General features: G+C 40.0%; 21 protein-coding genes. 14 read left to right on the top strand and 7 right to left on the bottom strand.

Annotation, left to right across the window (positions count from 1 at the left end; genetic code table 11):
• Nucleotides 1-300: 300 nt before the first annotated feature.
• Together H6G83_RS07675 and H6G83_RS07670 are read right to left on the bottom strand one after the other, a co-directional pair.
• The gene (locus H6G83_RS07675) at nt 301-477 is read right to left on the bottom strand and encodes an AAA family ATPase (RefSeq protein WP_242044478.1); all 177 of its coding nucleotides are present in this window, start codon (nt 475-477) and stop codon (nt 301-303) included.
• Nucleotides 478-1096: 619 nt separating this feature from the next.
• Nucleotides 1097-1798, bottom strand: coding sequence for a M23 family metallopeptidase (locus tag H6G83_RS07670; RefSeq protein ID WP_190469384.1), 702 nt, complete (start codon nt 1796-1798; stop codon nt 1097-1099).
• Nucleotides 1799-2285: 487 nt separating this feature from the next.
• On the opposite strand from H6G83_RS07670, the gene H6G83_RS07665 reads away from it, so the two are divergent.
• Nucleotides 2286-2669 carry a hypothetical protein gene (locus tag H6G83_RS07665; RefSeq protein WP_190469381.1) on the top strand — a complete coding sequence of 128 codons (384 nt, stop codon included), beginning with the start codon at nt 2286-2288 and terminating at the stop codon, nt 2667-2669.
• A 129-nt stretch (nt 2670-2798) separates the two neighbouring features.
• On the opposite strand, the gene H6G83_RS07660 is transcribed toward H6G83_RS07665, so the two are convergent.
• Both H6G83_RS07660 and H6G83_RS07655 read right to left on the bottom strand, forming a co-directional pair.
• Nucleotides 2799-3398 carry a hypothetical protein gene (locus H6G83_RS07660; RefSeq protein WP_190469379.1) on the bottom strand — a complete coding sequence of 200 codons (600 nt, stop codon included), beginning with the start codon at nt 3396-3398 and terminating at the stop codon, nt 2799-2801.
• A 113-nt stretch (nt 3399-3511) separates the two neighbouring features.
• The gene (locus H6G83_RS07655) at nt 3512-4852 is read right to left on the bottom strand and encodes a glycosyltransferase family protein (RefSeq protein WP_242044477.1); all 1341 of its coding nucleotides are present in this window, start codon (nt 4850-4852) and stop codon (nt 3512-3514) included.
• 139 nt (nt 4853-4991) lie between these two features.
• On the opposite strand from H6G83_RS07655, the gene H6G83_RS07650 reads away from it, so the two are divergent.
• The 8 genes from H6G83_RS07650 to H6G83_RS07615 all read left to right on the top strand — a co-directional run bounded on the left by H6G83_RS07650 (nt 4992) and on the right by H6G83_RS07615 (nt 14636).
• On the top strand, nt 4992-5798 hold the full coding sequence (locus tag H6G83_RS07650; RefSeq protein ID WP_190469375.1) for an Rpn family recombination-promoting nuclease/putative transposase: 807 nt from the start codon (nt 4992-4994) through the stop codon (nt 5796-5798).
• A gap of 4 nt (nt 5799-5802) precedes the next feature.
• Nucleotides 5803-5985, top strand: coding sequence for a hypothetical protein (locus H6G83_RS07645; RefSeq protein ID WP_190469373.1), 183 nt, complete (start codon nt 5803-5805; stop codon nt 5983-5985).
• Between the two features lie 4 nt (nt 5986-5989).
• Nucleotides 5990-6193 carry a hypothetical protein gene (locus H6G83_RS07640; RefSeq protein ID WP_199328358.1) on the top strand — a complete coding sequence of 68 codons (204 nt, stop codon included), beginning with the start codon at nt 5990-5992 and terminating at the stop codon, nt 6191-6193.
• A 26-nt stretch (nt 6194-6219) separates the two neighbouring features.
• Nucleotides 6220-6822, top strand: coding sequence for a hypothetical protein (locus H6G83_RS07635; RefSeq protein ID WP_190469370.1), 603 nt, complete (start codon nt 6220-6222; stop codon nt 6820-6822).
• Nucleotides 6823-7626: 804 nt separating this feature from the next.
• A complete protein-coding gene (locus H6G83_RS07630) occupies nt 7627-11613 on the top strand; it encodes a magnesium chelatase subunit H (protein WP_190469367.1) in 3987 nt (1328 codons plus the stop codon).
• A gap of 106 nt (nt 11614-11719) precedes the next feature.
• Nucleotides 11720-12139 (top strand): XisH family protein, encoded by a 420-nt coding sequence (locus tag H6G83_RS07625; RefSeq protein ID WP_190469364.1) that lies wholly within the window; start codon nt 11720-11722, stop codon nt 12137-12139.
• Nucleotides 12127-12462 (top strand): XisI protein, encoded by a 336-nt coding sequence (locus tag H6G83_RS07620; RefSeq protein WP_190469361.1) that lies wholly within the window; start codon nt 12127-12129, stop codon nt 12460-12462. Before H6G83_RS07625 ends, H6G83_RS07620 begins: the two co-directional genes overlap by 13 nt.
• A 56-nt stretch (nt 12463-12518) precedes the next feature.
• Complete coding sequence (locus tag H6G83_RS07615) at nt 12519-14636, top strand: hypothetical protein (protein WP_190469358.1); 2118 nt, start codon at nt 12519-12521, stop codon at nt 14634-14636.
• A 41-nt stretch (nt 14637-14677) separates the two neighbouring features.
• On the opposite strand, the gene H6G83_RS07610 is transcribed toward H6G83_RS07615, so the two are convergent.
• Entirely contained in the window at nt 14678-14821 is a 144-nt protein-coding gene (locus H6G83_RS07610) for a hypothetical protein (protein ID WP_190469356.1), read from the bottom strand.
• 30 nt (nt 14822-14851) lie between these two features.
• Here H6G83_RS07610 and H6G83_RS07605 point away from each other — a divergent pair, with 30 nt between their 5' ends.
• From H6G83_RS07605 to H6G83_RS07585, 5 genes are read left to right on the top strand one after another with little or no spacing between them, the layout of a single operon-like run.
• Nucleotides 14852-15097, top strand: a complete 246-nt coding sequence (locus H6G83_RS07605) for a DUF433 domain-containing protein (protein WP_190469354.1) — start codon at nt 14852-14854, stop codon at nt 15095-15097.
• Entirely contained in the window at nt 15094-15450 is a 357-nt protein-coding gene (locus tag H6G83_RS07600) for a DUF5615 family PIN-like protein (RefSeq protein WP_190469349.1), read from the top strand. Before H6G83_RS07605 ends, H6G83_RS07600 begins: the two co-directional genes overlap by 4 nt.
• A gap of 39 nt (nt 15451-15489) precedes the next feature.
• On the top strand, nt 15490-15633 hold the full coding sequence (locus H6G83_RS07595; protein WP_190469346.1) for a hypothetical protein: 144 nt from the start codon (nt 15490-15492) through the stop codon (nt 15631-15633).
• 25 nt (nt 15634-15658) lie between these two features.
• On the top strand, nt 15659-15925 hold the full coding sequence (locus H6G83_RS07590) for a type II toxin-antitoxin system HicA family toxin (RefSeq protein ID WP_190469342.1): 267 nt from the start codon (nt 15659-15661) through the stop codon (nt 15923-15925).
• Nucleotides 15909-16121: a type II toxin-antitoxin system HicB family antitoxin gene (locus H6G83_RS07585; RefSeq protein ID WP_190469339.1), complete on the top strand. Its 213-nt coding sequence runs from the start codon at nt 15909-15911 to the stop codon at nt 16119-16121. Before H6G83_RS07590 ends, H6G83_RS07585 begins: the two co-directional genes overlap by 17 nt.
• Before the next feature lie 179 nt (nt 16122-16300).
• Here H6G83_RS07585 and lepB read toward each other — a convergent pair whose 3' ends face one another.
• Together lepB and recA are read right to left on the bottom strand one after the other, a co-directional pair.
• Entirely contained in the window at nt 16301-16873 is a 573-nt protein-coding gene (lepB, locus tag H6G83_RS07580; protein ID WP_190469337.1) for a signal peptidase I, read from the bottom strand.
• A gap of 170 nt (nt 16874-17043) precedes the next feature.
• The gene (gene recA, locus H6G83_RS07575) at nt 17044-18120 is read right to left on the bottom strand and encodes a recombinase RecA (protein WP_190469334.1); all 1077 of its coding nucleotides are present in this window, start codon (nt 18118-18120) and stop codon (nt 17044-17046) included.
• Nucleotides 18121-18254 lie beyond the last annotated feature (134 nt).

The raw sequence follows: 18254 nt of genomic DNA, 5'->3' as shown, positions 1-18254 counted from the left end.
AAGTCCAATGAGGATTTACAAGGCAAATAACATCCTTACTGACCGTATTTTATGTAAGGGTGTTATTTTTAAAACGACAGTTAAATTTTAAGTAATTCATATAGAATAAGTCAAACTATATTTAGAAATATAAATTTACGTCAATCAAGTTCGTAGTAAGGACTTTAGTCCTTATTACATACCTTAAATTATTTACATCGTCAGAAGTAGTTTATCAAGTAAAAAGTGGATTGATTGCTTTAAAAATAATTGTGGAGTATGTAGGCGATCGCAGCACAAAATGGAGTATATTGTCCATCATTATCTAGTTGTTCGTTGTCCTATTAGTTGGGATATAAGAATGGCAAGACAGTCAAGAATACTTGACTTACCTACGCCGTTGATACCAATAATTACAGTTGGCTCAGTTTGGTCGAACTCTAGCGTCAAATCCCCAATCCCGCGAAAAGATTGAATTTTTAGACGTTTGACTTTCATACAACATTTAACCAATTTCCTTGTTATCTATATAATAAGCATTTTCACCTGCTTATAGATACATCTGTTAAACATTTTTACTATTTATATAACGTTTCCTAGCTTGCAGATGTACACATTTATCTGCGTTCATCTGCGTTCATCTGCGTTCAATTATTATTTTTTGTCGCCCGGTCAGTTCGTAGTAAGGGCTTCAGCCCTGATTTGAGGACTAAAGTCCTTACTACAAACCTTTAATTATTTACGACGACCTACTTCGCCCTAGCAAAAACATCGCTGCATTTACAGTCACTGTGTTTACAGTAATCTCTGACGCTAATGAATTATTAGTAAATTACGGCTGAACACAATACGTTAAGGAGGACATTTTGAATAAGAATGTAGTCAGCTTAATTAGTTTTATAGCTGCCACTCTTTTCAGTATTGGAGCTATCATTTTGATTCAATCTATGAATATACCTGCTTTTATAACACTCAGTGTATCGCTGTTGAGTAGTTGTTTTCTATTAGTTTTTATTTCTATATATAATCTGATGACTCAATATAAAAAGCCCTAACAATAAGTTGTAGAGACGTTGCATACAACGTCTCTACAGGATTTAGAATTGGTATCAGCTAATTAATAGCCAACACTACCGCTATTCTTTCCCGGTTGAATAATTACTTGTGATTGTTGAATGTTTACCCTACCACGACCTCTAGCAATTTGTTGTTGAGCAAACATTTCTCGCAAAACCATTGCTGGGTCTACATAATTATTGGCGTATTTCAACCCCCAATGCAGATGCGGCCCAGTGGTGCGTCCGGTCATCCCTACTCTACCAATTCTCGCTCCTGTGGGTATTATTTGTCCTTCCCAAATTTGAATCCCACCGATGCGGTCAATTAAAAAACGGCGACCACTAGCTGTGTCTACATATCCTTCCATGTGACAATAGGTGTGTTCCCACTGGCCTGATTTGATGACGACGTGCGTACCACAGGCAGTTTTATCACCTACTTTAACCACTGTACCAGCCCACCAATTACGAATATAACTACCTTGAGGAGCAGCAATATCTAAACCACTATGAAATTCCCAACCATTACCGCCAGTAGCTGAAGGGCGATAACCAAAAGCAGAGGTATAAGCTTGAAAGTTCTCTACAGGAAAAGAAGCTGCTAACCAACCATTTCCACTTGTAGCTGTTCTACTTGGTCGTGTTTCTCTGGCTATAACCACTTCGGCTTTAGGTAATAAAGTTATGAAACCCAGTATATTTAAACCCAATGCTAAAAGTGTAGCTCCTGAAAATGCTACTTTTCGTTGATTATAATTCATTTTTGATTACTCAAGCCGCTTAATAGTAATTGAAGCCAATCTTTATAAATCTTTGATAAAAAACTTTGTGAAAACTACTTACAAAATTTATATTTAACTATTGCCAAACGTGATGTTTATCATTTTTTTATAATTTTTCTTTCCGTATATACTGAAAAATATCTATACATAGTCAAATACATTAAGATATAAAGCTTTAACCTGTCAAATCTATCTAAAAAATAACTAAATAACCTGTTAATACATGGTTTGTAACGAGTTAAACGTAATGTAAAATATAATACTTAATATTGAAATTTACGCATATAATTAGTTAATTGAGAAATGATGGCAAAATATGGCACAGCAGCAATTGATGAAAACTTACTTCAAAAGATGGTTGTCAAGTACTCAAAATATTGTTAGGTTTTATGCTTAAAATTGCTGAATATGTCGATTGACCCCAGTTGGGGTGTCAAGGCGACGATTTGCAGGAAGACCTCAAGCCATGCTGACTGAAATTTTACCTTTCTCGTTTGAATTAAACACAATTGCGATCGCCGGAGCAAGTTTGTGGTCTTTGGCGCTATATCTAGGCTTTTTCCCGGTGAGTGAGTGGGTCATCGAACAACTCAACCGTTGGTTCAACTTTGCCGAGCGATCGCTGTATACTAGCAAGTCAGAATTTGAAAAAACTCGCAAAGCCAGAGAATCCCAAAACGCCTTTTACGCCTCACTTTTCAGTATTGTGCCGTTTCTGGTAGTTGGCGGCTTATGCAATTGGGGCGTAGAAATCAGCTTAGGCCGCAGTTGGGCTATCAGCATGGGCTTACTAGCCTGTATGGGTTGCGGTGTTTACGAACTAGGCAGACGTGATGGACAATCAGATTAATTAGTCAGTTGTCAGTTGTCAGTTGTCATTAGTTAGTAGGGTGCGTCAGTTTCAATATTTTTTTGGTCTAGCTAGGGTTTCTTATACTGACGCACCCTAAATTTTGCATATTTTTTATCTGCAAGTCGCTTAATTATTATTTGCAGTTGACAAAGATTGTTCCAAAAAATTTTTGACAGGAGACTTAATATTATCAGACTGTCCTTTATCATTAACCATGAGTTGAATTACTGCATAAGCTAGATCGTGAAAGAAAGCTATAGACGAGCCTATTTCCCCAAAAGCACCCCATCTAAAATAAACTTCTCCAGATCCGAATATATTGCTGATGCCATTTTCTTGTAACTTTAATTTTGCACCCTCAAAAATACTAGAAGCGTACTCTTCAATAATGCCATTTCTCACTACATCTAACGATGATGCAAGCGAATTGTCAAGTTGAGGCTCCGATTCAGTAGAGATACAAACAGTCAATACTAATTTGCCAGAGTTATTTGGCATAAACATAGCACCTAAGCAGCCATACAGGAATCTAGCTCCTAAAGGCGCTAATATCTCTATCATAACTTCCGTTTGGGAAAGTATACCCGTTTTTGTATCATTCAAGGTTGTCTCTATCCTTTCTTCGACTATAGGATAATAAATAGGTCGATAATTGCCAGGAAAAACAAATGGTTCATCCTGCCAAATACGAGCTTTTCCCTGTAAGCCTAAATCAATAGTTTGCATAGTTATTCAAGTCCCCAAGCTTTTATCCAATTTTTATTAAAATCTTCTAATCATAAACTTTTTATCGTAAATAAAAGGGTTTAAGACCCCTACGTCTATAGGTAGTATCAGTTTCAGTCGGAGTTTAAATCCCCATCTGTTCGCGTAGCGTGCCGTAGGCAAAATGTCTTTAATGCGCGAATTTTGAATTTTGAATTTTGAATTGTTAACTCTTCTTCTACTAAATTTGCTAACTTTTCGGCTGCACCGCCTTCGCCGCGAACAAGGCGAAGTTTTGCTCTTATGTCTTCTAACTTTTCTGGATGATGCAAATAATCTACAACCATTTCCCCAACTTCTTGGGGCTGGAGTTTACCTACAAGTTCTGGAACTATTTCTTCCTGCGCCCAAATATTAGGCCATGCTAATAAACCTTTGCGTCTGAGAAATAACCAATTAATGATTTTGGCAAAGGTCGAACCCACACCAGGTAAATTGGCTAATAATCCTGGTAAACCATCCCAAGAACGCATAGCATCAAGTTGTTGTGTGGGTAGCAATACAATCATCGGCACACCTAAAGCGCCTAATTCGGCTGTGTTTGCGCCTACTGTGGTTAAGCAAATACTACATTGCGATAATATTTCATAAGCAGGATTTTCTTGACACAACTCTACAACTAAACCATTACTTGTTTTCATGATTGAGCGTTGATGGCTTTCCTCTGCGACAATTAAGGAAGCACTAGAGAAACCAAAAGTTTCCACAAATGGGTTTTTTTGGGAGTCGGCAAAACTGGCTAAAGTTTGTAAATCTAATGTTGGCGCTACGGGAATGACAAACTTTGTTTGGGGTATTTTACTGTGGATGTATTCGGCGATCGCTAAAGTTAAAGGTACACCTTGAGATAATTTAGCAGCTTTCGACCCTGGTAAAATACCAATGATTGGGGACTGGGGACTGGGGACTGGGGACTGGGGAGTAGAGGACTCGGCTGATAGCATGAGGTCGCCGACAACGGTGAATTTGTCGACGTATTTGGGGGAAACTTTAGCTGCGACTTGGGGTTTCATGACTCCGAAGCGGTCAATTAAGTTATGCCATCTAGCCTCCCATTCAGCATAGACTACTGTACGGTATCCGAGTTTTTTGCCGATGACTACGGGGAAAAACTGGTCGCCTCCGAGGAAAACAACTACACCTTGGCTTCTCCAATCCCAATTTTCCCAGGTTTTGCCCCAGAGTAAAAATTGCCAGAAATACTCTGCTGATTGTACTCGGTCTACTTCGGGGTAAGAAAGTGCGATCGCTGCTTCTTTGCCACTAGCATTAGGACATGGTGACAAAACTACAGAAATCCTCACCTGTTCACGGTCATTACCCAATTTTTCCCGCAAAGCCTTCACTACAGGACGCACCCAAGTTGTAATTTCGCCAGGGCCATTGGAAAGAATGAGAATATCTACTGAACTCATAAGTTAATAGTTAATTATCTGTAGGGCGCTGCACTGCCCACCAAAACCATGATATTGTGAACAATGCCTACATATACTTCTAAAACTAAGTATTAATTATACATAAGTAATTAAATAGACAAGATAATAATGAAAGTCCATGTTTGATAACGTCTGTAAATTCCTTGCCGAATCATTTTCCAGTGACTTTGCAACTTGGCTACTGAATGAACCAATCACACTGACTCAACTTAGCCCATCTGAATTATCACTTGAACCTATACGTGCGGATGCACTAATTTTGTTGCAGTCAGATGAAATTGTCCTCCATTTGGAATTTCAAACTAAACCAAGTGCTGAGATTCCCTTTCGGATGGCTGATTATCGGTTGCGAGTATATCGAAGATTTCCTCATAAGCGAATGCGTCAGGTTGTGATTTATTTACAACCAAGCGATTCTGAGCTAGTTTATCAAACTGAGTTTGTTTTAGAAAATAGCTGGCACAGATTTGAAGTAATTCGACTTTGGGAACAGCCAACCGAGACATTTTTGAATTTTCCTGGTTTGCTACCGTTTGCAACTTTAACCCAAACCGATGACCAAACACGAACCTTAGAAGAAGTTGCCGAAGTTATTGAATCGCTTCAAGATACTAGAATTAGAAGTAATCTTGCTGCGTCAACAGCAGTGTTAGCTGGGCTAATATTAAATAAAGACGTGATTAGAAGAATTTTGCGGAGTGATATTATGCGCGAATCAGTGATTTATCAAGATATCTTGCAAGAAGGGATTGAACAAGGGATTGAGCAAGGGATTGAGCAAGGGATTGAGCAAAGAAATCAAGAGATTGCCATCAAAATGATTAATAAAGGTATCAATTTGGAAACAATTGTTGATGTCACTGGTTTAAGCATTGAACAGTTACAACAATTACAGGCTCAACAACAAAATACTCAAACTGAGTGATATTATGCGCGAATCAGTGATTTATCAGGATATCTTGCAAGAAGGTATTGAAAAAAGAAATCAAGAGATTGCCATCAAAATGATTAATAAAGGTATCAATCTGGAAACAATTGTTGATGTCACTGGCTTAAGCATTGAACAGTTACAACAATTACAGGCTCAACAACAAAATACTCAACCTGAGTGATATTATGCGCGAATCAGTGATTTATCAGGATATCTTGCAAGAAGGTATTAAACTAGGTATTGAACAAGGTATTGAGCAAATGACTCAAGAGATTGCCACCAAAATGATTAATAAAGGTATTAGTCTGGAAATAATTGTCGATGTTACTGGTTTAACTCTTGAGCAAGTTCAACAATTACAGGCTCAACAGCACACTCAACCTGAATGATATTATGCAAGTACCTATGATTAATTATGTCTTATAGCGACTTCTCGCTGGCAAAAGTCAAACGCGAATTTAGTTTAACTACCGTTGAAAATGGCAGGTTCTTACCCGAAACACCATCTATAGAACCTAGCTATTATCTTAAAGAAGCTTTAAGTGAAGGGCTACCATTAGCAACAGCCACTGGTTCCCAAAAAGCTCGCTCAGAGTTAATTATCAGCCCTATTCTTTTGGAAGTTCGGAAAATTCTTGAACGCAAAGTTAGCTTTTTTTCAGGTGAGGATTTTACTGTTGCACCTGATTTAGGTTTAACTGGAGTCTGTGATTTTCTAATTAGCCGTTCACCAGAACAAATATTTATCGAAGCGCCTGTCATTGTCATTATTGAAGCGAAAAAAGGCGATTTAAAACCGGGTTTAGGGCAATGTGCAGCCGAAATGATTGCGGCACAAAAATTTAATGAAATCAATAATATAGCGATTAAAACAATATATGGTAGCGTTACCAGTGGTACGGTTTGGCGATTTTTAAAATTAGCAGGGCAAACACTAAGTATTGATTTAAAAGATTATACAGTTCCTCCAGTAGAAAGCCTATTGGGAATGTTGGTTTGGATGGTACGGGAAGGTTAGTTAATAATTCAAAATTCGTCTTGGAAAGTTTCCTACGGCGGTAAACCTGCCTACATAACTTTCCGCAAAATTCGCGCATTAAAGACATTTTGCCTACGGCACGCTACGCGAACAGACGGTGATTTAAACCCCATCTAAAAATGATACTACGTTTAGGATTAGGTGTTTTAAAACATTTGATTTCAAATAAATTTATCAGTATTGATTCTATATTTTCTTAATCTATAGTTCAGAAAAAATTTGTTTATATCAACTAATTAAGAAACAAAATTAACTAAAAATATAAGATACAGTTAGGAAATAAGCTAATTATCTTTCCAGAAAAGCTTTTTTGCCGTCATTAAGCAAATATGATCTATGGATATTTTTAACATATAAGTATAAATTTTTACTTTTTTAATCGCTGAAACTGATAAAAACCCTGGTTTCCTGCTGCTTTTGCTACAAAAATGAGAAGCTAACTAATGTCCATAAGCCTGCGCTGATGGTTTGCATAAACAAACTCAAAGTGGGAAAACGCTTACAGTGCTTGACTTACAACAACAATAATGCTTCAAAATACAAATGGGCAAATTGTTAAATTTTATTTACAAAGAGTGAGTATTTGCTTTTATTATTTATTAATGTTTGTTAACAAATTTTGCGATTTTTATATCGATTTGTGTCAGATAAACGAGAAAATGCCCATTTGGTAAGGTTTTTCTGATAAAAAACTCATATTGCCGAACAAAAGAACTGACCTTTGACGGCAAAAGTCGCAAAGGCAATTTAGTAGAGAACACGCATCAAAGGAGCCGAGGAAGCATGTTCACCCACGTCAAGTCCACCATTAGACACATTGCCCCTGATAATCTGGGCGGACGTAACTTAATTAAGGTGGTCTATGTCGTGCTTGAGTCCCAGTACCAAAGCGCACTGTCGCAAGCGGTTCGCACGATTAATTCCAATAATCCCAACCTGGCGATTGAAATCAGTGGGTATTTGATTGAGGAACTGAGAGATCCAGAGAACTACGAAGAGTTCCAAAGGGAGATTGCCAGTGCCAATATTTTCATCGCCTCACTGATTTTCATCGAAGACTTAGCACAGAAAGTAGTTGCAGCCGTCGAACCATACCGCGATCGCCTCGACGTTGCCGTAGTATTCCCATCAATGCCGGAAGTGATGCGCCTGAACAAAATGGGCAGCTTTTCTCTGGCACAATTGGGACAGTCCAAGAGTGCGATCGCCCAATTCATGCGGAAACGCAAGGAAAAATCCGGTGCGGGATTCCAAGACGGGATGCTCAAGCTTTTGCGGACATTGCCGCAAGTGCTGAAGTTTTTGCCAGTGGAAAAAGCACAGGATGCGCGGAACTTTATGCTCAGTTTTCAGTATTGGCTGGGAGGTTCGCCAGAAAACCTGGAAAACTTCTTGCTGATGCTGGCTGATAAATACGTATTTAAAACTGTAGATAAACAAAATACAGCATCCCTGGAATATCAAGCGCCAGTGGTGTACCCCGACATGGGTATTTGGCATCCTTTAGCAACCACCATGTTTGAGGATGTAAGAGAATACCTCAACTGGTACACAGCCCGTAAGGATATTTCCAGCGATTTAAAAGACCCCTTAGCGCCCTGTGTCGGGTTAGTATTACAACGCACTCACCTAGTTACTGGGGATGATGCCCATTATGTGGCGATGGTGCAGGAGTTGGAAGCGCTGGGAGCAAGAGTATTACCAGTATTTGCTGGTGGTTTGGACTTCTCCAAACCTGTAGATGCTTACTTCTACGAACCCACTACCAAAAATCCCTTAGTGGATGCGGTAATATCTTTAACAGGTTTTGCCCTGGTAGGCGGCCCGGCTAGACAAGACCATCCCAAGGCGATCGAAGCCCTGAAGAAACTCAACCGTCCTTATATGGTGGCGTTGCCCCTGATATTCCAAACTACCGAAGAATGGTTAGATAGCGATTTAGGCTTACATCCCATCCAGGTGGCTTTGCAAATTGCTATTCCTGAACTAGATGGGGCGATTGAACCGATTATATTATCGGGTAGAGATGGGGCGACAGGGAAGGCGATCGCACTCCAAGACCGCATCGGCGCAGTGGCTCAACGTGCTTTAAAATGGGCTAACCTCCGCCGCAAACCCAAACTCAACAAAAAAGTCGCCATCACCGTTTTCAGCTTCCCCCCCGACAAAGGCAACGTCGGGACAGCCGCATACCTAGATGTATTCGGTTCCATCTACGAAGTGATGCAGGCGCTGCGAAACAACGGCTACGACGTGCAAGACTTGCCAGAAAACGCGAAAGAGTTGATGGAACAAGTCATCCACGACGCACAAGCACAATACGCTAGCCCCGAACTCAACATCGCCTATAAGATGTCAGTGCCAGAATACGAAGCACTCACACCTTATTCCCAACGCCTAGAAGAAAACTGGGGGCCACCACCAGGAAACCTCAACAGCGACGGACAAAACCTATTAATTTACGGTAAGCAATTCGGCAACGTCTTCATCGGTGTACAACCCACCTTTGGTTACGAAGGCGACCCCATGCGGCTATTGTTCTCCCGTTCCGCCAGCCCACACCACGGCTTCGCCGCCTACTACACCTACCTCGAAAGAATTTGGGGTGCGGATGCAGTCCTGCACTTTGGGACACACGGTTCCTTGGAATTTATGCCAGGGAAGCAGATGGGGATGTCCGGCGAATGTTACCCCGATAACTTAATTGGTACAATTCCCAACCTCTACTACTACGCCGCCAACAACCCCAGCGAAGCGACAATTGCCAAACGCCGCAGTTACGCCGAGACAATTTCCTACCTCACACCACCCGCAGAAAACGCTGGTTTGTACAAAGGTTTGAAAGAACTCAGCGAGTTAATTGCTTCTTACCAAACCCTCAAAGATAGCGGTCGTGGTATCCCCATCGTCAACACGATCATGGATAAATGCCGTATCGTTAACTTGGATAAAGATATAAACTTGCCAGAAACAGATGCCAAAGATATGACCCCGGAAGAACGGGATAATATTGTCGGCAGCGTCTACCGCAAGTTGATGGAAATCGAATCACGGTTGTTACCTTGTGGCTTACACGTCATCGGTAAACCACCAAGTGCAGAAGAAGCGATCGCAACCTTAGTTAACATCGCCAGCTTAGATCGTCAAGAAGAAGAAATCCTCAGCTTACCCCGCATCATTGCCAACAGCGTCGGACGCAACATTGACGAAATCTATCAAAACAGCGACAGAGGCGTATTAGAAGATGTGCAACTGCTGCAAGACATCACCCTAGCAACACGCGCCGCCGTCCGCGCCTTGGTACAAGAACAAACCGACGCAGAAGGAAGAGTTTCCTTAGTTTCCAAGTTGAATTTCTTCAACATGGGTAAAAAGGAACCTTGGGTAGAAGCACTGCACAAAGCAGGTTATCCCAAAGTAGACGCTTCCGCCTTAAAACCCCTGTTCGAGTATTTAGAGTTCTGCTTGCAACAAGTATGTGCAGACAACGAACTCGGCGCATTACTCAAAGGTTTAGAAGGCGAATACATCCTCCCCGGCCCTGGTGGCGACCCCATCCGCAACCCCGATGTATTACCCACAGGTAAGAACATTCACGCCCTTGACCCCCAATCAATTCCTACTGCTGCGGCTGTACAATCAGCGAAAATCGTAGTAGATAGGCTATTGGCTAGGAACAAGGCGGAAAACAATGGAAAATGGCCGGAAACCATCGCCTGCGTCCTCTGGGGAACAGATAACATCAAAACCTACGGCGAATCTCTAGCCCAAATCATGTGGATGGTGGGTGTGCGTCCGGTTCCCGATGCGTTGGGACGGGTGAACAAGTTGGAGTTAATCCCCTTAGAAGAGTTGGGAAGACCTAGAATTGACGTTGTAATCAACTGTTCTGGTGTATTCCGCGACTTGTTCATCAACCAGATGAACCTCCTAGACCAAGCCGTGAAAATGGCAGCAGAAGCGGATGAACCCACAGAAATGAACTTTGTCCGCAAACACGCCATGCAGCAAGCCGAGGAATTAGGTATCAACCTGCGTCAAGCAGCCACCCGCGTATTCTCCAACGCTTCCGGTTCCTACTCCTCAAACATCAACTTGGCAGTAGAAAACAGCACCTGGGAAAGCGAAGCCGAGTTACAAGAAATGTACCTCACCCGTAAATCCTTCGCCTTCAGTGCCGATAACCCCGGTATGATGGAACAATCTCGCCAGATTTTTGAAAGCACCCTGAAAACTGCTGATGCGACTTTCCAAAACCTGGACTCCTCCGAGATCAGCTTGACAGATGTATCCCACTACTTCGACTCAGACCCCACCAAGCTTGTGTCAACTCTGCGTGGTGATGGTAAAACCCCAGCATCCTACATTGCAGACACCACCACAGCCAACGCCCAAGTCCGCACCTTATCCGAAACCGTCCGCCTAGATGCGCGTACCAAATTGTTAAATCCCAAGTGGTACGAGGGTATGCTGTCTCACGGTTACGAAGGCGTGCGCGAACTCTCCAAGCGGTTGGTTAACACAATGGGTTGGAGTGCAACAGCCGGCGCTGTGGACAACTGGATATATGAAGATGCGAACGAAACCTTCATCAAAGATGAAGAAATGCAGAAACGGTTGATGAACCTCAACCCCCATTCTTTCCGCAAGATGGTATCAACATTGTTGGAAGTGAATGGTCGCGGTTATTGGGAAACTAGCGAGGAGAATTTAGACCGCCTCCGCGAGTTGTACCAAGAAGTTGAAGACCGGATTGAGGGTATAGAATAACCCTTAAAATAGAGACGTTCTTAAGAATGTCTCTATTTTTTCAACCGTTTTTACAGATTGTAAAAAATGACCCTTAAGAAAATTAGAAATATAATTATAGATAGGTATGCCAGCTAAAGATGTTTTTCATGAAGTTGTCAAAACAGCTTTAGAGAAAGACGGTTGGCAAATTACACATGATCCACTCACAATTAGCGTGGGAGGAGTAAATGTTTCTATTGATTTAGCCGCCCAAAAGCTGATTGCCGCAGAACGCCAAGGACAAAAAATAGCAGTTGAAGTTAAAAGTTTTTTACAAAAGTCGTCTGCTATTTCCGAATTTCATACCGCGTTAGGGCAGTTTATTAATTATCGAGGTGCATTGAGAAGGATAAACCCTGACCGAGTTTTATATTTAGCAGTACCTTTAACAACTTACAAAACATTTTTTCAACTTGATTTTCCCAAAGAAATGATAGCAGAAAATCAAGTTAAGATGCTGATTTATGATGTAGAGCAAGAGGTGATTTTCCAATGGATAAATTAACTCAGTATCGTCAGCTTGTACAAGAAATATTACAAGAATATAGTGAGCAAAAACCAGCTAATGGAAATATAGAAGTTGAAACAATATTTGATAAAGAACGTGACCATTATCAAATAGTTCATGTAGGCTGGGAAGGTCAAAATTGGGTACACAGTTGTATCATTCACATTGACATTAAAGGTAGCAAAATTTGGCTGCAATGGAATGGTACAGAGGATGATATTGCTGCTAATTTAGTAGCTGCGGGAGTTCCCAAGGAAGATATTGTCTTAGGTTTTCAGTCTCCTTTTATGAGGCAGTTTACAGACTATGCTGTGAGTTAGCAAATATATGTATTGCCAGCTTGTACAAGCAATTTATTTTCATAATAAAATTTGATATGGATATACTCTTCAAAAAATTAGTAGATTCTACAAAGCCAAGTATTGACATAAGTTTGGTAGAAGAATTGACCAGTTTATATGAACACTATGGAATTGAGTATAAAAATAGCCTCACCCTTAATCAAGTTCAGAAACATCTATACGAAAATATTCAAAATAACCTTGTAGGTAATAAATTATACAGAACGCATCTCTTTATTATTAAAGATCAACTACTGCTAACTCATTTTATCAAATCAACAAGTTTGCAACCCTACCTTGGAATTATAGAGATTATTATTGACGCTATCAGGAGTAATGATCATACACCAGAGCAGTCAATCCGCCAGCTAGTGAGTCTTGAGTGTGAGGATAAATGGCGTACTGCGCTTCAATCAGCCTGGGATTTAACAGTTATTAGCCCACGAAAGCTTGAGTATAATTTACAAGATTTACAGAGAAGATATAAAAGAAAATTTGTAGTAAGCAACTCTGCAAAAATTTTGCAGAATGAAGGTTGCGAAATTGCCATTGAAAATGGCAGAGTTGTAATAGATGAATCTCAAGCAAGGAGAGTAGCTAACCGTATAGAAGCTGACATTAGATTGTTGGGCGGAATTGAAGCTTTGAGAAAATTATTTGAAATATTAAAGCCTTGTTATAACGAGAAACAAGGGAGATACCATTTAGGTAGAACCTTTAATAGTCTAATGCAAGCTGAACTTCCATCAATTCCTGTTGCATATCTGCTGAATCTGTGTGTTAAGTATCCACGAAAACAGATATTAGTAGCAATAGAAAGTTCTGCTCAAAGTTGGAAGAGAATACTAAAAATGTCTATTGCATTAACATCTATTCTAGATGTAGAAACAGATAATCAATTCGCTTTATGGTTTCACAGTACCGACACAATAATTCAATTCTTACAAGAACTAGCAGTATATGATAGCTTATTCTGTCCCGTTCAACTACGTTCCTCAGATGTTCCTAAAATAATCCAAGGGCTGTTTGCCTGGTTATCTGAAACTACTCAACAAAAGTTAGGATGGACTCCTGAGCAAGCAGCCATAATAGCTGAAAATATCCTGAAAATAGGTGAAGCTAAACTGCATCCAGTAACTTTCCAAACTAGACAATTAGAGAATCTACAATTAGAAATAGGAAAAGATGAAATTGATAGAATATTAAAAATTTATTCTCATGATGTTAGCTGTGTTAATTCAAATTTTCATATACCGCAGGATATAAGCGAGATAGACCCCAACAATTATTTTCATCATAAACCTTTAATTCGGCTAAGTAAAGATGAGTATTTATTAACTAGCTCTTCAATTTGTTCACCTGCTTTCTATGAAGCCATCGTATCGGAGATTCGAGTAGAAGTTGACAAAAATATTAATGATAAATTAGGACATAAAATAGAAGATTTTATTAAAGGCGAGTTTTCAAGCCGAGGAATAAAATTTAATTTTGGTGAGTACGGTGGCACTAAAAAAAGTGGTAGTGACGAAATCGATATTCTAGTAGAAGCATCCGATACTTTAATCTTTTTGGAAGTAAAGGCAAAAGCATTGATAAGAAGTTCAAAATGTGGAAATGATTTGAATCTATTGTTTGATTTATCTGAATCTTTACTTAAATCACAGATTCAACTAAATAAACATGAGATTTCTATCAGAAAAAATGGTTATATCTCTTTCAAAAATGGTTATATTTGTGAACTAAATGATAAAGATATCGCACGAGTCTCAATTACACTTCTCGATTTCGGAAGCTTTCAAGATAGAACTATATTCAAATTTCTAGAAAATATGTTATTGGGAAACTTTGATTCAAGCAATAATTTAAACACATCTGAAGCTAAAAAATTGAATAAATTGAATGACAAAATTAATGAATTTAAAATTCAGTTTAAGGAACTTATTAAACTAAATTCAACATGGGCAAATCATCCTTTCAATAACTGTTGGTTTCTAAGTGTACCCCAACTACTTATACTCCTCGATAATGTAACTTCTAGTGATGATTTAAAGCGTGAGCTTTGGAGAACTCGTAGCCGCACCACAAGTTCTTTAGATTTTTACAGAGAATACGAGTATGCAAGGCAACTTGCAGCAGCTAAAGATTCTATGTAAAGAATTAGGTAATTATGAGTCGAGGGAGAAAAGTTACATGGCTATCGCTCAGAACCATTAGCTTTGACTGTATAAACAATAATATTAACTCTTTGTAAATGTAAAAAGATGCGATCGCTTATCTCTCCATACAGGCGATCGCTTTTGACAATGTGTGGAGTGCGATCGCTCATCTCTAATGGCATGATATAGAAAGCAAGCGATGAGCCAATACAATGCAAAAACCGCTTAAACAAATAGTTATATCCGATCCAAAAGTAATGATGGGTAAACCTGTAATTGCAGGTACGCGCATCACGGTTGAATTGATTCTAGAAAAATTAGCTGCTGGTGAAACCCCAGAACAAATATTAGAATCACATCCGCGACTGACACGCGAAGCCATTCAAGCAGCTTTGGCATTTGCGGCTGAGGCTTTACGATATGATGTAATTTATCCGATTGTTGAGAACGCTTCTTGAAATTCCTAGCAGATGAAAATTTAGATTTGCAGATTGTTGAGCGTTTGCGCCAAGATGGTCATTTAGTCTGGTATGTTGCTGAAATGGAGCCAGGAATTTCAGATGATGTAGTGCTGGATTTGGCTAACCAGGAAGAAGCAATATTATTAACATCTGACAAAGATTTTGGTGAGTTAGTTTTTCGCTTGCGTCGTATTGCTTCAGGTGTTGTATTAATTCGATTAGCTGGATTATCAATAATCAGCAAAGCAGAAATTATCGCCAATACTATCAATGAACACAGTTCTGAATTACTGGGAGCTTTTACTGTTATTACACCAACAACTATTCGTATTCGTCGGCTTCAAAATTAAATACTGCAAATAAAGTATATTTTACTATGCTAAAGGCAGGTGTTAGCACAGCTTACAGTATGTATTGCTAACCGTGCCATCATAGAATCAACTCTCCTGTTAGCTATAGTAGGCGATCGCTTATCTCTCCATACAGGCGCTCTTCGCAGCTTACCGGAGGTATCGCCAACTATGCGATTATAGAATCAGCGATCGCTTATGCTAAATCATGAGTCAAACAGATAAACTACTGGCTAAGATATTATCAGGAACATCAGACAAAAACATTGCTTTTGAACAGTTGTGTCAACTCCTAATTAAGTTAGGATTTGATGAACGTATTCGCGGTAGCCATCATATATATACAAAAGACGGTATTGAAGAAATATTAAATCTTCAGCCCAAACAAGGTAAAGCTAAAGCGTATCAAGTCAAGCAAGTTCGTGAAGTAATTCTCAAATATCAGCTAGGAGGACAAGATGACTCTACGATATGAAATTAATATTTACTGGAGTGAAGAAGACGAAGCATTTATCGCAGAAGTACCAGAATTAGCTGGATGTGCTGCTGATGGAGAAACTTATCAAGAAGCACTGCAAAATGTAGAAATTATTATGCAGGAATGGATTGAAACTGCTCAAGAATTGGGTCGTTCAATTCCTGAACCAAGACAGCGTTTGATATCTGCTTAGTTGGAATAAGAATTAATAATTTTTACTTCGTATTCTAAATCTAATATACATAGACTATTTTTTTATTTGACAAACAAGCAATATTCGTAACTCACCAGAGGTATCGCTGTTGAGGAATGTAGAGTAAGCGATCGCCCCGTCACAGGCGATAATGGCATGATAGGGGCGTGAACTCCGAATTAAACTCCTCCCAGGCGGTCAAAAGGCCAAAAGCGGAATATAGCCCTACCGATGATATTCTCCTTGGGTAAATATCCCCAGTAGCGGGAGTCATTACTATTGTTGCGGTTGTCTCCCATGACGAAAAACTGGTTTTCTGGGACTCTCACTGGTGGAAATGGTTGACTTGGTGGTTCAGCAATGTAATCTTCTTGTAATGGTTCTCCATTGAGATAAACTCTACCATTACTCACGCTGATGATTTCCCCTGGTACGCCAATAATGCGCTTGATGAATGCTTGGTCTTTATCATATCCGCGTTTTTGCAGTTCTAGAGGTGGCTGAAAAACGACTATATCCCCGGTTTTTGGCTGCTCAAAATGGTAAGTGACTTTTTCCACTACCAAGCGATCGCCTTCATATAATGTAGGATACATTGACTCAGAAGGTATGTAGCGGGGTTCAGCGATAAAAGTACGAATAAATAGGGCTAAAATTAAGGCGATCGCAATTAGAATTAAATTTTCTTGCCAACCACGCCATCCTTTTGACGGTGCAGCAGCTTGTTGCGTATCATTTTCCTGAGTCTTCATATAATTTTGCTGTTGACTAATGACTAATAACTAATGACAATTCCCAAATTAAAAGATTACCCCAATTTGGAGTAATCTTTTGATGAATATGAGCATTATGTAATGATTTACAAATTGGTGTGATTACTTTATTTAGGACTGAATACCCCTAGTTCATCACACCACCAGTCTTATTCTTCTTCCTCTAAATCAACTTCTTCTTCGTCTTCATCACTAGCTTTAGCTACAGAGTTAGCGGAAACGACAGCGCCTTTGTCTAATTTCTCGCGTACCAGTTGTTTAATTTGTTCAGCAAATTCTGGCTTTTCTTCTAGGTACTTGATGGCATTATCTCGACCTTGAGAAATGTTATCGCCGTTGTAACTGTACCATGCACCCTTACGGATGAGAACACCAGTTTCTTCCGCTAAGTCTACTAAACAGCCGAGCGTAGAAACGCCTTTACCAAAAATAATGTCAAATTCCGCGATTCTAAAAGGCGGTGCAACTTTATTCTTAGCTACTTTCACTTTCACTCTGTTACCAAATTCATCGCTACCTTTTTTCAAGGTTTGAATGCGGCGAATATCTAAGCGGACTGAAGCATAGAATTTCAAAGCATTACCACCAGTGGTAGTTTCTGGGCTACCGTAGGTAACACCAATTTTTTGCCGCAACTGGTTAATGAAAATTACTGTACAGCCAGATTTACCAATGTTGCCAGTAATTTTACGTAGAGCTTGGCTCATTAATCTTGCTTGTAAGCCGACGTGGGCATCACCCATGTCGCCCTCGATTTCTGCACGGGGAACCAAGGCTGCTACTGAGTCGATAACTACGATGTCAACGGCGGCGGAACGCACCAGTTGATCAACAATTTCTAAAGCTGATTCACCGGTGTCAGGTTGGGATACCAACAAGTTTTCGATATCGACACCTAAAGCCCCGGCGTAGGTGGGATCTAGGGCGTGTTCAGCGTCCACAAAAGCAGCAATGCCACCTTGTTTTTGCACTTCCGCGATCGCATGGAGCGCTACAGTAGTTTTACCCGAACTTTCCGGGCCATAAATCTCAATCACCCGTCCCTTGGGTAAACCGCCACCCAATGCTAAATCCAAAGTGAGCGCTCCAGTGGAAATTGTTTCTACACGCATCCGGGTAGCATCACCCAGGCGCATAATTGTGCCTTTCCCGAAGCTGCGCTCAATCTGGTTGAGTACCATAGTTAGCGCTTTTTGCTTGCCAGAAGTATCGGTATTGATAGCCATTCCTGCCTCTAAAGTATATGGATTTAAGGATTGTGGGGTTTGGATGAGTAGAACAGATATACTATTTTAGCCAGAAAATTCTACTATTAGGGGTTCTTAAATTAAAAAGTAACGTTGAAAAGATCGTAACCCAA

The sequence above is a fragment of the Anabaena azotica FACHB-119 genome, assembly GCF_014697625.1.
Lineage (GTDB): Bacteria > Cyanobacteriota > Cyanobacteriia > Cyanobacteriales > Nostocaceae > Trichormus > Trichormus azoticus_A.
This window is presented reverse-complemented; position numbering and strand designations above follow the sequence as displayed.